The following is a 15,771-nucleotide window of genomic DNA, read 5'->3' on the forward strand; positions in this document are numbered from 1 at the left end:
GACTCTCCCAACCACTGTAGGGTGCGCATTTATGCGCACCTTTTCCCATTGTTGAGGCGCTCATGACTTCCGACGCCGGCGTCTACGCCTACTCTGCGGTTTTGATGGGTTCTCCCATCCTGCTCAAACTGTTCGACGATAACCCCACCTTAGCCCGCCAGGTCTTTCAACTCATCAAGCAGCAGGAAAACCTGTTCACCGTTAATTGTGCCGAATCCGAAGTGATGTCGATTAACCACGCGGCGGGTCGGCATCCGGTGCAGATCAGTGAGGCGGTGTTCCGTTTGATCAGCGTGGCGCATGCCGTCAGCGTGTCACCCGGCAGCGCTTTTAACTTCACCATCGGTCCGGTGGTCAAACGCTGGAAGATTGGTTTTCAGGGGCGTGCCGTGCCACCCGCTAATGAGATCGCCGCACTGTTGCCGCTGACCGATCCGCATCAGGTGATCCTCAACCCCGAGGATCGCTCAGTGTTCCTGCAACAGCCGGGTATGGAGATCGATCTCGGTGCCATCGCCAAAGGCTATATCGCTGATGTGGTACAGTCATTTCTGCGCCAGCAGGGCGTGCCGCAGGCGCTGATCAATCTCGGGGGCAATGTGCAAACCCTCGGTGCGCCACCGCACGAGCCACAAGGCTGGAGCATCGGCCTGAAAAAGCCGTTTGGACGCGATGATGAACTATTGGGCGTGCTGCAGGTGCAGGGCAAATCGGTGGTGACATCGGGGATTTACGAGCGCTATTTCGAACTGGACGGTAAATGCTGGCACCATATTTTCGATCCGCACACCGGCTATCCTCTGGATAACGAGTTGCTGAGCGTGACGGTGATTTCCGATCGCTCATTGGATGGCGACATCTACACCACGCTGCTGTACGGCATGGGGGTAGAGCAGGGGCTGGACTATCTGGCCGACCAGCCCGATCTGGATGCGGTGTTCGTCACCCGCGATCGCCAAATCATCTGCTCTTCACCGCGCCACTTCCAGTTCCAGCAGCGCGATTTCGACTGGCAACTGCGTTACTGACAGTACTGCTGCAACAGCGAATGGTATTCCGGCTGTAAACGATAGCGATACACCGGACGACCCGTTGCGCCGTAATGAATGCTGGTGAACAGGATATTAATCTGCGCCAGCCAAATCAGATATTTACGGCACGACACGCGCGAAATATTCACTTCTGCCGCCAGTTCATCCGTCGAGAACTCATGACCGGGATGGGCATCAATCCACTGACACAAGGTACGCAGCGTCTGCGGGGTTAAGCCTTTCGGCAGGCGCTTGTTGTCATGCTGCGTTGCCGGGTTGCCGTGGATCAACAGATCGACATCAGACTGCTGATAGTAGTGCTGATTATCCATCAACGACTTCTTCTGCCGCCAGCCGGTGAGCGCCTCTTCGAAACGCGGGAACTGGAACGGCTTAATCAGATAATCCACCACGCCGTAGTGCAGCGAGGTTTTGATATTCTCCGCATCGGCAGCGGATGAAATGATGATCACTTCCACCGAACTCTGGGCCTGGCGCAGTTCCGGCAACAGATCGAGGCCATTCTCCTGCTGCATGTAGATATCCAGCAGCACCAGATCGATCGGCGTGTCGCTGTTGAACAAAATCTCTTTGGCCTGCTTCAGGGTCGAAGCGGTTCCACAGCAGTGGAAGCCCTGAACCTGACCGATAAAGGATCGGTTCAGTTCAGCGACCATGGCGTCATCATCGACCACTAACACATTGATCATGCGGATTGGTTTCCTCCATCCCAGGGAAGTTGTACTAAAAATTGGGTAAATACGCCGGGTTCTGACTCAACGGTCACGCCGCCACCGAGGTTTTCCGTCTGCTGTTTCAGCAGGAACAGGCCCACGCCACGGTTCTCTCCTTTGGTGGAGAACCCTTTGTCAAAAATCGTTGCGAGATTGTCAGGCTCAATGCCGGGACCATCGTCACTCACTTCGCACGCCAGCCAGCCGTTTTGATAGTGCAGCATCACATGGATCTCGCCTTCAGTCTGCTCGCTGAGCGCATCGATGGCGTTCTCCACCAGATTACCGACCACGGTGATCAGGGCCGCCATCTGGTCTTCGTTGCCGCTGTCCGGCACAAAGCTGGCATCGCTGATGGTCAGGCGATGACCGCAATCCGAAGCGCGATTAATCTTGCTCAGCAGGAAACCGGCAATCACCGGTGACTTGATGCGATCCAGCAAATAGCCAATCTCAGTCTGGTAATTATTGGCGGTTTTCAGGATATACGCTTCCACCTGCGCATAGTTTTTCATGTGCAGCAGGCCGAGAATCACGTGCAGCTTGTTCATAAACTCGTGCGAGCGCTCCCGCAGCGCATCGACGTAGTTTACCATGCCCGTCAGACGCTGCATCAGTCGGCTGATCTCGGTCTTGTCCCTGAAAGTACAGACCGCGCCAATAATGCGTCCCTGGCTGCGTACCGGCACCGTATTGCACAACAACAAGCGACCATTCACGTTCAGCTCTTCATCACGGCGTGCGCGGCCGCTGTGCAGCACATCTCGCAGGTGTTGGTTGATCACCGAGGCATCATCAATGCCCTCGTTATCGACCATGCCGCTGGACGACGGCTCATTAAGCAGGGTGCGCGCGGCCTGATTCACCAGCGTCACCTGCGCCTGATCGTCCATCGCCACCACGCCTTCTTTGACCGAGTTGAGGATTGCCTGACGCTGCTCAAACAGGGTGGAAATCTCGTAGGGTTCGAGGCCGAACAAGATGCGTTTCAGCACGCGCACCAGCACCAGGGTGCCAATCGCGCCCGCCAGCGTACCAATCAGGATGGTCCAGATAATACTCCAGCGGCTTTCGTTGATCTGATCGGTGACGGCATCAAGGGAAATACCGATCGCCACCACACCGATCTGCCGATCCTCCGCGTTATACACTGGAGTAAAAACGCGCAGCGCTTTTGCCAGCGAACCTTTGTTCACCGAGACGTTTTCATGGCCGCGCAGGGCGGGCTTAATGTCCTCGCCGATAAAGTGTTTGCCGACCAGTTCCGGATTGCGATGAGAATAGCGGATTCCGTCCATATTGGTGACGGTAATAAACAGCAGATTGTTGCTCTCTTCCACGGCTTTCGCGATGGGTTGGATATTGGCATTGGCCACCGGCTGCGTCAGCGCCTGCTGAATCTCCGGTGATCTCGCCAGCGTGCGGGCCACCGCCATGGCTTTATCTTCCAACTGGGCACGGGTTGAAGCACCAATCTGGAAGAAATAGAACATGTGCACACTCAGCAGCACCAGCACGATCACCGCGCTGAGCATCAGCGTCACCAGCGTGTTGAGTTTCATGGGCCGCTTGCGCGCGGGGATTGCGGGTTGAGGCGTGGTCATCATCGCTCCCAGAAGAGAAGAGGGCGCTATTATGACGGCTAAATGCAAAAAGGTCGTCATAAATGACGACCTTTCATGGTGATAAGCAGTCAGGATGCGCCGTTCAGATGCCGCATCCGAGGGGCTGGATTAGCCCTGCTTCACGCGATTGGCAAAGCTCTTACGCAGCTTCTGCAGTTTTGGTGGGATCACCGCCATGCAGTAGCCGTTACGCTGACCGGCACCATCCCAGTAATCCTGATGATAATCTTCTGCCGGATACCACTCTTTCAGCGGCTCGATGGTGGTGACCACTGGCACGTTGAGATCGGCTTGTGCACGGGCAATGGCAGCAATCGCTTCCGCTTCCTGCTCTGGATTCGCCGGGAAGATCGCTGAACGATACTGGGTACCGACATCGTTGCCCTGACGGTTCAGCTGGGTTGGATCGTGCGTCGCAAAGCTGATATCCAGCAGATCGCCGTACTTCACTTGTTCTGGATCGAAACCTAAGCGGATCGCTTCGGCGTGGCCGGTGGCACCGCTGCACACCTGCTCGTAGGTTGGGTTCGGGCGCTCCCCGCCGGTATACCCACTTTCGACTGACTCCACGCCAATCACATCTTTGAACACTGCTTCGGTACACCAGAAACAGCCACCGGCGATCACCGCATATTCGGTTGCCATTGTTATTACTCCTGTCAGGTCGAAAGCGTAACTGTGTGGGCGCTCGAGGGCGAATTCAAGCCGCTTAAATTAACATTTCTGGCTTAAAATCGCGGTGCTTGTCGAGCACGGTATGACTCATGACGGTAAAACGTCCTTCGCCAGTGTAGTGCAGCGTCGGCGGAAATTCCGGTTTATCGGCCACGTGCGCTTTGACGATTTCGAAAACAAAGAAGCCGTAGTTATTCACCATCGAGTCGTCATACAGCTGACACTCAAAGCTGGCGAAGCACTCATCGATCAGCGGTACATTCACCACCTTTGCCGGTTCTGGCGTGAGGTGAAAGGCATCGAACTTATCGAGACGATCGCCATGGCAGTTACCAATCGCCACCACGCTATCCACCAAATCCGCCGAGGGGATGTTAATCACGCATTGTCCACTTTGCCGAATCAGCTCATGGCTGTAGTTGCCGTTGGCGATCATGCAGCCCACCAGTGACGGCGAGAACTCGAGAATGGTGTGCCAGCCGAGCGTCATGATGTCGTGGTGATCTTCAAATTGCGAACTTAGCAACACCACCGGACCAGGTTCCAGATACTTCCGCGCCTTGCTGACCGGAAAGTCGATTTTGTGCAGGCGTTGACTCATCATGCGGCTCCTTATTTCTACAGAGATAGCGTAAGTGTAGATGCCAGGCTTTACTGGACCGGCATTTAACGGCATGGTAGAGCGTCATTTTATCTGGAGCTGGCTAATGGAATCTGCGTCTGTGCCCACATCTCGTCCTGTTTTGCATCTGCTGTGTGGCAAAATCGCTGCCGGAAAATCAACACTGGCGCACCAACTGGCCCAACAAACTGGCGCGGTGATTATTAGCGAAGACGCCTGGCTGGCGCATCTGTTCGCCGAAGAGATGCAGGATGTTGCGGACTACGTGCGTTGTGCGGGCAAGCTACGCAATGCGATGACGCCGCACCTGATCTCGCTGCTGCAGTGCGGTGTGTCAGTGGTGCTGGATTTCCCGGCGAACACAGTAGGCCAACGCCAGTGGATGAAGGCGGTGATCCAGAGTGCTCAGGCGGAACATCAACTGCACTTTATCGATGTGCCCGATGCGGTGTGCAAAAGTCGTTTGCATGCGCGCAACGCCGAAGGTGAGCATGACTTCGCGGCGACCGATGCGCAGTTCGAGGTGATCAGCAGTTACTTCGTCGCACCGCATGCGGATGAAGGGTTTAATGTGGTGATGCACGGTGAAGTTAATGGCGGCTGGCTATAAAGACATTGCCTTCTTCCGCTTTAATTATTGTAAAAAATAAAAATATTTTTTTTCAGTCATTTATTTCACCTCAATTCTGCAAATAAATGGTCAAAATCGAGATTGATTGTTCATATCTATTTCGTTAAAACGGGTGTTCTTGTTAAGGATTTTCTGCCTGTACCGCTCTTTTTATCGGGATTTATTCATTCCATCGAACCATTATTAACAAGGGGCGAATGCTTTCGCCTATACACACACAACGTTCACAAATGAAACGCTTCGCATCACCCATGCTTCTGGTGACTCTGTCATAAAAGAGTGTCGGCTGTCTGGCGTGGGACTGGATATCCCCCCTGCGTTTGGCCAGACATCACTCCTTACCTTATAGCAAACTGATATATTGAACAGCACAATTCTGACCGCGGGCGAGGTATATGCTCATAAGTCCTCTATTCACGGTTCTCGTATGAGTGCGGTTAAGATGCTAAAGTTTCGTTTTTCTTACATTCGTAAGACGTGCCTCCGAATTCAGCCCGGTACGGGCTTGGAAATGCTCAATAATGATGTGGACGAATTATATATTAAAGGAAACGATGGTTTTAGTCATCTGTTCTATATCGAAGGACTTTTTACCCGATGTCGATTCAAAGGATTGAAAATATTTGGCGGTAGTATCATGAGCATTTTCTGTAAGAGTTAGTGGGAAGACGTTTAATCCGAGAGTCACTTATTATTAATACAGTGTTCAATCAATGTGTCATCGATAATGTTGTATTCAAAGATTGTGCGCTTACGAATGTCACTCTTTCGATGTGCCATCTTTCAGAAAGGGCGATGATTTTTGAAGGGTGTAATTTTATGGTGGTGAAGCTTATTGGTGTGAGGAAGGAAAGTTTTATTTTTGCTAACTGCAAAGGATTATCTACGATTTCATATAATGACTAACCCCCTCCAAAGTAAGTGTTTGTAATATACATTTAATGGTGATGTAATCGCCGATTATTCGTATTTTACTCTAATTTTTTTGTGCTAACTGCCGATATAGTAAACTTAATCTATTCTCAAGGAGGATAACATGCAGTATTTCTACGCTTATCACGGGCCGCTCAATGAAAATCAATTCAATGCTGCAGGGGGTTATGGCATCAGCTCAAAAACACGGCATGCGCGAGTTAATGTGGGCGATAGAGTATTTATCATTCAAAGACTGGCGGGTAAAACCAGTCGCTTTTATCTTTGTGGTGAATATGAGATTGTCGGCCACTCAATTAATCACGATGCCCGTTATCCCTACCGTTTCGCACTACATGACGTATCTCATTTAAATGCATTTGTCATGTTAGACCCGCTCGAGCTCAGCACATTATTGCCGCACAAAAGCGGCGATAAACGCTTCAATCTCTTCCAGCGTCACTTCTGTAGCCAGGGTGCATCATTTGCTGCACCGCTGGTCAATGAAGTCGTGGAACTGCTGGGTTCCCTCACAGGGGCGGACATCAAATCTCATGAACAACGTTCGCGCCGTGAAGATGGGTTACGGATGGTCAAAATTCGTATGGATCAGGCTGCTTTCAGGCGCGATGTTCTGGATAATTGGCGGGGTAAATGCGCCATCACTGGCAGTTCTCTCGCCGTCGAAGCCTGCCACATCCTTAGCCATGCTAAGCAGGGTAAACCCAGCGTTGAAAACGGTATTGCATTAGCGGCAGACTTGCATCACTTATTTGACAACGATGATCTAACTTTTTTGAATAATAAAGTCATATTGTCAGAGAGAGCACAGCAAGAGGAACGCTATAAAGACCTCCATAATAAACTAATCCCACATCCTAAAATTCCGGTTAAATTAATTAATAGCTAGCTGTCGAACACTTAGTATTAGCCGTGAAAACCGCTACCTTTTCGGTAGCGGTGTACGTTATCACTTGACGATATCAGGATGCTGAGCGACTAAATCTCAGCGACGATTATTGAGCACTTCAGTTTTCTCATCAATGTCCTCGATACGCTGTTCAGTTCAGGCCTAAAGTTTTTTTTACTATAGGGTGTTCTTAGGTGCGAATATAGTCTATATCAGACAGTTTTCATGATGGTAGCGTGACGTCAAACTCACAGCAGAAAGTAGATTTTAATAGGAGTGAAATCATTTTTATACTAAGACACATTTGAAGGCTAAATAGCTAATTTAAATTTGTATAGAGGCTGTTTAATTTATATTTAATCAAACTAAACCAGTGGTGATAAAAAAGTTGTTTAAAACATGCTTCGCATTATTTTAAAATTGTTTTTTACATATCTCCGACCTTGATAAAATATCATCATCGCGACAGGCATTTTTTATTGCATTAACTTCATTTCCTTGGGCAAGTGGGGTCCAATAGTTATCAACAACCATATACTTTTGTCTTTTATTCGTATCTATGATCATAAGAGAGTCCAAGACTTGCTCAATGTTCCTCATGACTTTATTTTTAGAGCTGGTTTTATAATCGGCATACACAATTATGGCCTCGGGAGTCATGTAATTTCTTGCTGTGAGAGGAGGTATGCGAAAGCTAACCTCTGATTTTGCTTCCAATGTATAGCCATTCATTTCTTTGTATTCAAAGGCCGGCATATAGCTAGAGTTCCCCCCTGGTAAAGTGATACTATTTCCAGAAATAGTACCATAAACGGGCTTGTTAATTTTGAATAATATTGCTTGGCCAAATTCTGGGGAGATTCTGAATTTTTCAACCACTTGATCTGTAGGACTGTGATTTATGAGTTTAAACTCATATCCTCGATCCAAAGATTGAATGTATTTTACCTGAACATCTCCTGTGAAAAAGTCAAAAAGATAGCTGCTAACTACAGGTAAGATACCTATCGCTGCCAGCCATAGGATAATTTTATTCGTCTTTCTCAGAGGGCTCCATCTTGCTTTGAACTCTGTCTTGTTATATTTTGGTTTCCTCTGCTGTTTTTTCTTTTTTTTCATTGTCATTTTATTTAATAATTACAATTTGATGTTTACATATGTCGCGAGCGAGACAGAAAGGTTACTAAGGTTTGTATTATAATACAATATGTTATCAATGATTAATGTTAAATATAATTATTTTTTCTACTTATACTAATTACTTTGCTATGTGCCCTCTTTTGACACACAGCAGAAATCATTCACGCATCTCCAAATCAAACACTCAATCAGACCCTAAAATACTAGGTTCATAAACGACACATGGCACATCATAGTGCTGTTCTATCGCTTTGTAAGTCATGCCTAATCGATGCATCACGCGATGCGAGGGGAAATTAATATCATGCCGGAATTTTTGTTTCTGAATGGAGCAGGATTTCGGGTCAGGGTCAGCTTCTGGCACATATACTGGCTTTCATGGGCTTACGATTTCCCTAGAGTAAGCTAGGAAAGCTCTGCTGCATAGCCGGAAGTGGCATTTAGAGACTGAGGCCAATGACCTAAGTTAGCTTCTCAAAAGTGGAACCGAGTACGCGTTAGCCCGATTAAACGCTGAATCCTTAGCTGAAATGAGGTGACTTTCCGTTTAAGCGGTACCCGCGCTGTATCTTGTCTCTATCAACCCTGCACACCTCTTACGGTGAATCAACCCTTAATTCTGGCAGCAAAGTTAACTTCCACGCCAGGCTGATTGCCGTTAGGATTATTCCTAACAACAGGAAGGGGAAATCATGGGATTGCGTTTCGAAAGAGACTTAAAATCGCACCGGGGCTTTATCTTAATGTCTCGTCGGGAGGAACCAGTTGGTCTTTGGGCGTTCCGGGTGCCACGATAAATTTTGGTGGACGTAATGGAGCGCGTGCAACCGTCGGTATTCCGGGGTCCGGTTTATCTTACAGCCACAAGCTTGGTGGAAAAAAATCCGCTTCACCTTCAGTCCCTCCGCGCTATCCCGAGCCTAGCCAGTCAGATACTCCTCCTTTACGCTTTGAACATAATGACCCTCCTGCTACCCCCGTGGTAAGTGCCGATATTGAAGCCATTGGCGAAATGGGTATGTCCGAACTGGCAGAGGTGATCAATCAGGCTGAAGCGACGCGTCAGCAGATCACCAGCGCGCTGTCAGGGCTGAAAGCCCGTCAGCGCAAGATTGAGAAGCAGAGCAGATTTTACGGCATGATCGTTTTGCGGAGTCTGTTCCGTAAAAAGCTGGCCAGAGTGCTAGAACAGGCACTGGACACCGCTGCGGAGATTGAAAACGGCCAGGACGCGCTGGAAAGCAGTGGCGTCACGTTCGACTGGGGAGGTGATGAAATGATCCTCTCTCATTATCGTGCACTGAGCCAGTCTTTTGGGATGGTCTCCCGGAGCAACAAAATCTGGGACATTCTTTCCTACAGGGATACCGATAAGCTGAAGCAGCGCACCCAGGCGGATAAAGAGGTTTCCCGCGAAGGCGTGATTTTCAGTATGGGGCGCCCAAACTGTCTGCCAGCTTCAAACAACGATGAGTTCAGGCTGGTACCGCATCTGGAAAACCGAAACGGGGGTGACGTGTATATTTTCCCGGGCTTTCTGCTGATTGAAAGTGACGCCAGATTCGCGGTGGTATCAATTTCAGATATTGATCTCCAGTATGGGCGGACCCGGTTCGCTGAAACAGAAGCGGTCCCGGCTGACAGTAAGGTTGACGGTAATACATGGCGTTATGCCAATAAAAACGGCGGACCAGACAAACGCTTTAACGACAACTATCCGATTCCATGGGCCATTTACGGCATCCTGACTTTCCGCTTTAGTAAAGTGCTTCACGAGGAATACATGGTATCTGATGAAGAAGCTGCCAGGCAGTTTGCCCAGCATCTTTTCGCCCTCATTGAACAAACAAAGTTGAGCGGTAATTGATGTTTATACCACTGAGCGTTGTATAGTGCGCCCGGGATCAAAGCCCTGGTAGGCAGCTTCAGAGTGATGACACCTTTAATGGACCGGGGATATTGAGCAGCTTCTATGAGAACAGCAAGATTAATACTGTGTTTCGCGCTTATTTATACAAAAGCCGCATGTGCTTCAACAGAGAGTGAAATGGCGGTTTATACCGCCAAGCAGGAAATTGCGGAGGCACTTGTGAAAGTCGGAATGCTCACGGACAGTCTGACCGATAAAGCTCTCAGAAACCCTCAACTGGCCGGCATGCAGATGGCGGATGAGTTTGTTCAGAATGTTGATCAATTTGTGAAGGAAGGCGTTAATCATAGTGCGGACTGTGACGTGATTACCTCTAAAGCTGAACAAAAAACAGAGCAGGCCTTTTCAACTGATAAAGATATGAAGGGGCAACCCTTATCACCTGCAGCCAAGAAAGCAATGAGTAAATTACCTAAAGCAATAAGCCATTATGCTTTGGCACAGTGCCAATACCTTACCGAATAGGGATAATCTTGAGAATTTCAGCAATTATTTTATGTGGGATGATTGTGGGTATGACTGGCTGCGCCAGTACACCTGTGAGTAATCAGGCAGCAAAGCCTGTTCCAGCACAAAGGGTGATAGACCAGTCGTTAATAACGAGAGTTAGCGAGGACAGTGGACAGGTAATCATCAAACGTGATGCCGGGTTCGGTGGAAGCGCATGCCTGACGCAGATATTCATGGATGGAAAAATTCTCGCTGAAATTGATACCTCAGAAAAATTCATATTTTTCCCATCTACCGGTGAACATGTTTTCAGTGCATGGCCCAAGGGCATATGTGGCGGAGGGATGGTAGAAATACCGGGTGTGGTTAAAAAAGACGGGGTGTTGATCTTCCGTGTCGGATACGGGTCTAACGGAGATTTTGGTATCTATCGGACAGCATTCTGAAAGAGAGGTGAGGGCGGATACTTGAGCCATTCCTTTGAGCGTTCTCTGCATCACGATGCATTAGTTTCCTCCATTAGTGACTCAGTACCGCTCAATGGCATCAGGCCTGAAAATAGTAACTCTATTTATTTCGGGTCAGACCTCATTTGTTCTGATTTGAAACCTTCAGCTTCACAGAAACTCCCCGGATCACCAGGAAACCTTGATACTCAATCAACTCCGCCAGGCAACTCCACTAGCATTGCAATGTGAGATTCACTGGATAAAATCGTCGGGCAGTTGAATCGAAAAGTTAAAGGCCGCTGAGAACCTGTGAAAAAGCCTGATTGTCGCGGGATGTTCTGTCCATATGTGTTCTATCTGCTAACACCCTAACTGCTGCGGTAATTTGCAGATGATCCATTGACTCTTATTTCTTTTTTCTATAACTCCCACTGCATTAAGAGGTTCTGGCCCCTTCGGCTCCCCGGCGTGCCGGGTCGTCAGCCCAACGGCGCTAACCTGCAAGCCCCTGAACCGCTGAGGGATGTCTTAAGGGCCTAAGCACCGTATTTGTATTCAATAGTCATGCTCTTTACCTTTTTAGATGTAACCTGCCTTAATGGTGTATGTTTCCGCATTAGGTGTGGGTGTTACATCGTTAGCATTGAAGACTTTCGAATTTAAATACAGATAAGTGTTGGCAGGAAACTAGTGAATGACTGCAACGCTCCACACTCATGGTATTGAGATTTTTGTTCTGCGATTTCACTAATGTTTTCCTAAAGGGTGCCGATAACTCTAAGACCAATGGATAAGAATCGTTTGAATCGAAGGAGGGATACGTCATGGCTATGGTCTTTTGCCGTGGTTGTGCCAAGGAAATTCATGAAACAGCATCCGCATGTCCACAATGTGGTGCAAGTCAGCATGTCGCGTCATCTGCAAGTCACAATATCGTCTCCGGGTCACTGTGGATGTCCATAGCATCATTAGTATTCGGTATTATCAGTATGCTCGCAATGTTTGATGACTCTGAATGGGACAACGATACTATCGTTGGGCTAGGAGTTTTTTCGGGTCTAGGTCTGATTTTTGGAATAATTACTATAACTCAAAAGAGAAGTGGTAAAAATATGGCAATCTCCGGGATTGTGTTATCAGTTGTCTCCCTTGTATGCTTAACTGTTTAGACTATTCATAAATTAAGGAAAAATTATGAGCATGGTTTTTTGTCGCGGTTGCGGTAAGGAAATTCATAGTACAGCTAACTCCTGCCCACATTGCGGTGCACCACAGATAAGTCAAAAAATCCAGAGCACAGAAAGTCCTAGTGGGATTTTAAATAAATGGTATCTGGATGTACTTAAAAAATATGCAGTATTTACTGGCAGGGCACGCAGGAAAGAATATTGGATGTTTTTTCTGATTAACTTCATTATTGCATTATTGATTGGTATATTCGAAGGTTTGATTGGAATCAATGAGGTCTTTTCAAATATTTATAGTTTAGCTATACTCATTCCTAGCATTGCTGTCGGTGTTCGAAGACTTCACGATACTGATCGTAGCGGGTGGTGGCTACTATTGCCCATTGTAAACATTGTATTCCTGGCCCTCGAAGGGCAATCAACAACCAACCGATTTGGTTCAAATCCAAAAGAAGTCGTTTGATATGAGGGTGGTATAAAACATTATCTTATACCACCAAAATTATTTGACTTTTTCATCTTTTTTTGAATTTTTCCTCCCCATCCTCGTACTGTTCTGGTTTAATGAACTGACTGTCGTGGCATTATTTTATCGCTGGACGTGATAATTATTACCTGAATTGTCCGTGCAAGTCTGATAAGCACCACTCCCTAAGCAGTCTGCCCAAGATGACAAGGGACATAAAAACAGCATAAATGCGACCCGTTTTATAATTTTATTCTAAAGATTGTTTATTGACGAAGTTTACTATATATCTTTACTGTTATGAATGCCAAAATTAGTAGTAAACGAAAATCGTGATTTTAACCCCTATAGTTTATTGAGGTATAAGGTTTATGCGGGTTGTTAGTATAATGGTTAATTTTCATGCCTTTTATTTGATTGTGAGCAGCACTTTCATCTGGCGTGAAAGCGCCTATCGAAATGATCTGTGTAGTCTTATGTTTTTTTAGTTCATTTTCAAGCCGAGGGATTGGCGCGACTTATTAAGTTAACATTTTATGCGAGGTTTTTTCCGTTAATCTGAATGCAGTGGAAAAAATATTTTCATCTGAAGGGATAATTAATGCATTAAGCTATCTATTTCAGTTAGTATGTTCCGCAACTGAAATATATTTAGCACATATTATAAATCACACAGCTTCAACCTGAAAATGTCTAAAATACAGAAATTCCTAAAATCTGCTTTGTATAACAGCAATGCAAATGAAGCTGCGCAGGCGTTAAAGCTTGCAGCTGCAACGATGCAGTCCGAAGGTTTGAATCCCGCTGATTATCTGGAACAGAAGGGGCAAAACTCTAATCACGCTGAACTGCTTGAGTTACGTGATAAGCACGCATATCTCATTCAGTCTCTGCAGACGGCGCAAAGTAGGATCAGGCAACTGGAATATGAAATTGGAGAGCTTCGCCTTACGAGCAATAGCGACACATCTTTAGCGGCCGATCTCAGAGAAGCAAAAGAACAGGCCATAAAGTGGTACCGTCGCTCTGAGCTGCATGAATCTCAGCTTAAAGAGTTGGCACCGATCGCCGTCGCTGCACAGGAAAAAGTGAGTCAGCTTGAAAAGACACTCCAAACACAGAGAGGGTCGTTTAGGGGATCGCTAAGGTGGATGATATTTGCTGCGGTCGTGGTGGGAATAATAACCCATGTTGTTACCAACAAATCGAGTTATGACCGCGGATACGGTGCTGGGAGGTATCAAGGCATTATTCAGGGAGAAAAAAATGCCCGTGACATCTCTCCTGCAGATGATGACGTCAGGCCTGTGCCGCCGGGATTATGGCTACCACAAAATGGCATTTATGAGATGGAAGCTATCTGCCAAAGCAAAAATGGCAGTGTTAAAGCGGGGTTCAGAATCAATCTCAGAGATCGTAGTGCTAAGGAAACCACTCATATCTTTAATGAGAATTTAAACATGGGCTTACCAGGAGAAGGGGCCGTTCCAATTGGACACAAATTCTACATTACCTTGATAAAATCGGGGCAAAAAAGGCTTTGTACAGTGAAAAAGGTCTGGTAATACTCCTAAGAAAGTCTAGATAGTCCATGATTTGGCCGCTACTCAAAAGGAAGGTATTGTTTGCTAACTTCTGAATAACTGGCTGGCCAATATCCTGAATGTACTTAAAGCCATCCCTCAACTTAAGTAGTGCTAATCACTTCCCAGGGTATACATATGTGTTTGGATTATTCCTGACATCAATGAGGGGGCTATCGGATTACGTTAAAAAAAAGTATAGGGCCCTGTATTGCTTGTGGGGTATGCGGTAATTAATCGGCTAAATACAAAGGAACTGAAGTCGTTTGGTTTGAAAGAACATTGTTATTAGGGGAATGGATACTGGAACGTAGGCATCTGCAGACCTCAGTAAATTAATATCTTTTATTTCACAACCAATGTATCCAGACGATTGAGGTTTGAGGCTCCGCTTCTGGCACTTAACTGCCGCAAGCAAGCCCCACAATGCTGCAGCCACCGATGAGCAATTCGAAGTAATCAGCCACTATTTCGTCGCACTGAGTGCCGATGAATGGTGCAATATGATTGTGCACAGTTCACATTTTCTCCCCATAACGACTGTTGCTTAGCCCTTGCTTTTGTTAGCCTGTGCGGCTGGACTGCTTCCAGCCGCATTAGCGTTGCCGGTCAGGAGTTTCCATGTCGCCTTTTAACAAACATCGCCCCTTCATTTCCCTTTCTCGTCGTCAGCGTCGCAAAAAAGTCATTGAGCTTAAAAACCTTATCTATTGTGAACGTCATCGCTGCGGCGGGGTGTTTTATGATGATTGTGATATCCAGCACTACAAAGATAATCCCGATCACATTTGGGCGTGGAGTGACATCTATTTTGTCGGCCACGATCCTGCCGATCTCTGGAATGCTGAGATCATCACAGCAAAGCAGGCGCTTCAGGATGCGGTACACGACCAGGCATTTAATGAAGCCTGGGCGATGCTTAGTCAGCAGCAACAAGAAGAAGAGGCGCGATTTGAAACAACGCCTAACGTGAATAGCAAAGGCAAAATCATCAGCCATACCCTTGTACACCGGGAAAAGCAAGCGTATGCGATTTTTGGCGGGCTGACATTTTGGCAGTTTATTGAGAAGCGTGAGCGGGAAATAGCGCAGGATCAACCGCCGAGGGTTTGCTGTGGTTATCAGTTTCTGCCAGGGTTCGCTTATGGGCATGGGCTGCGAATGATCGTTGAAGCTGAGACATTGAGCCAGCAGGTTATTGAAGCTGCGATTGCGGATTTTTTGCAATGGGTGAAAGAGGAGTAGCGGGCAACTCAATGGGGTACTTTGTGACTGCCATAGCCTGAGCGCGCGGCATCAGCACTGATCATCAATGCTTTCCATACCCCATTGAAATAACAGGAATGTCGATAAAAGCCGTCGTTCAGTTTGTTAACCTGGACGTTATTTTACCCTTCAATATCAATGGTCGAAGATGTGTTTAGTC

Annotated in this window: 15 protein-coding genes; 10 read left to right on the forward strand and 5 right to left on the reverse strand. The window is 47.3% G+C overall.

Annotated features, from left to right (window positions below):
- The first annotated feature begins 62 nt into the window (after nt 1-62).
- Nucleotides 63-1,028 (forward strand): FAD:protein FMN transferase, encoded by a 966-nt coding sequence (locus tag ACXI0A_RS09920; RefSeq protein ID WP_476149119.1) that lies wholly within the window; start codon nt 63-65, stop codon nt 1,026-1,028.
- Here ACXI0A_RS09920 and dcuR read toward each other — a convergent pair.
- The 4 genes from dcuR to ACXI0A_RS09940 form a co-directional block, all read right to left on the reverse strand.
- Nucleotides 1,022-1,741 (reverse strand): two-component system response regulator DcuR, encoded by a 720-nt coding sequence (dcuR, locus tag ACXI0A_RS09925; protein WP_224929051.1) that lies wholly within the window; start codon nt 1,739-1,741, stop codon nt 1,022-1,024. The genes ACXI0A_RS09920 and dcuR overlap by 7 nt on opposite strands.
- A complete protein-coding gene (locus tag ACXI0A_RS09930; RefSeq protein ID WP_476151089.1) occupies nt 1,738-3,369 on the reverse strand; it encodes a DcuS/MalK family sensor histidine kinase in 1,632 nt (543 codons plus the stop codon). Before ACXI0A_RS09930 ends, dcuR begins: the two co-directional genes overlap by 4 nt.
- A gap of 129 nt (nt 3,370-3,498) precedes the next feature.
- Nucleotides 3,499-4,035: a peptide-methionine (S)-S-oxide reductase MsrA gene (msrA, locus tag ACXI0A_RS09935; RefSeq protein ID WP_224929049.1), complete on the reverse strand. Its 537-nt coding sequence runs from the start codon at nt 4,033-4,035 to the stop codon at nt 3,499-3,501.
- 64 nt (nt 4,036-4,099) lie between these two features.
- The gene (locus ACXI0A_RS09940; protein WP_224930272.1) at nt 4,100-4,666 is read right to left on the reverse strand and encodes a flavin reductase family protein; all 567 of its coding nucleotides are present in this window, start codon (nt 4,664-4,666) and stop codon (nt 4,100-4,102) included.
- Nucleotides 4,667-4,772: 106 nt separating this feature from the next.
- Here ACXI0A_RS09940 and ACXI0A_RS09945 point away from each other — a divergent pair, with 106 nt between their 5' ends.
- Nucleotides 4,773-5,297, forward strand: coding sequence for an AAA family ATPase (locus tag ACXI0A_RS09945; RefSeq protein WP_476149118.1), 525 nt, complete (start codon nt 4,773-4,775; stop codon nt 5,295-5,297).
- Between the two features lie 1,057 nt (nt 5,298-6,354).
- Nucleotides 6,355-7,140 carry an HNH endonuclease gene (locus ACXI0A_RS09950; RefSeq protein ID WP_476149116.1) on the forward strand — a complete coding sequence of 262 codons (786 nt, stop codon included), beginning with the start codon at nt 6,355-6,357 and terminating at the stop codon, nt 7,138-7,140.
- Between the two features lie 414 nt (nt 7,141-7,554).
- On the opposite strand, the gene ACXI0A_RS09955 is transcribed toward ACXI0A_RS09950, so the two are convergent.
- Nucleotides 7,555-8,259 (reverse strand): hypothetical protein, encoded by a 705-nt coding sequence (locus ACXI0A_RS09955; RefSeq protein ID WP_476149114.1) that lies wholly within the window; start codon nt 8,257-8,259, stop codon nt 7,555-7,557.
- Between the two features lie 673 nt (nt 8,260-8,932).
- Between ACXI0A_RS09955 and ACXI0A_RS09960 the strand changes: the two genes are divergently transcribed.
- The 7 genes from ACXI0A_RS09960 (at nt 8,933) to ACXI0A_RS09990 (ending at nt 15,590) form a co-directional block, all read left to right on the forward strand.
- Nucleotides 8,933-10,147, forward strand: a complete 1,215-nt coding sequence (locus tag ACXI0A_RS09960; RefSeq protein ID WP_476149113.1) for a DUF4236 domain-containing protein — start codon at nt 8,933-8,935, stop codon at nt 10,145-10,147.
- Between the two features lie 105 nt (nt 10,148-10,252).
- On the forward strand, nt 10,253-10,675 hold the full coding sequence (locus ACXI0A_RS09965; protein ID WP_476149111.1) for a hypothetical protein: 423 nt from the start codon (nt 10,253-10,255) through the stop codon (nt 10,673-10,675).
- 8 nt (nt 10,676-10,683) lie between these two features.
- Nucleotides 10,684-11,106, forward strand: a complete 423-nt coding sequence (locus ACXI0A_RS09970; RefSeq protein WP_476149109.1) for a hypothetical protein — start codon at nt 10,684-10,686, stop codon at nt 11,104-11,106.
- Nucleotides 11,107-11,933: 827 nt separating this feature from the next.
- Nucleotides 11,934-12,278: a DUF4190 domain-containing protein gene (locus tag ACXI0A_RS09975; RefSeq protein WP_476149107.1), complete on the forward strand. Its 345-nt coding sequence runs from the start codon at nt 11,934-11,936 to the stop codon at nt 12,276-12,278.
- 145 nt (nt 12,279-12,423) lie between these two features.
- Nucleotides 12,424-12,759, forward strand: a complete 336-nt coding sequence (locus ACXI0A_RS09980; RefSeq protein ID WP_476151087.1) for a DUF805 domain-containing protein — start codon at nt 12,424-12,426, stop codon at nt 12,757-12,759.
- Nucleotides 12,760-13,451: 692 nt separating this feature from the next.
- On the forward strand, nt 13,452-14,327 hold the full coding sequence (locus ACXI0A_RS09985; protein WP_476149105.1) for a hypothetical protein: 876 nt from the start codon (nt 13,452-13,454) through the stop codon (nt 14,325-14,327).
- Nucleotides 14,328-14,966: 639 nt separating this feature from the next.
- On the forward strand, nt 14,967-15,590 hold the full coding sequence (locus ACXI0A_RS09990; RefSeq protein ID WP_476149103.1) for a hypothetical protein: 624 nt from the start codon (nt 14,967-14,969) through the stop codon (nt 15,588-15,590).
- Nucleotides 15,591-15,771: the final 181 nt, after the last annotated feature.

Source organism: Pantoea sp. C1E2 (genome assembly GCF_056491465.1).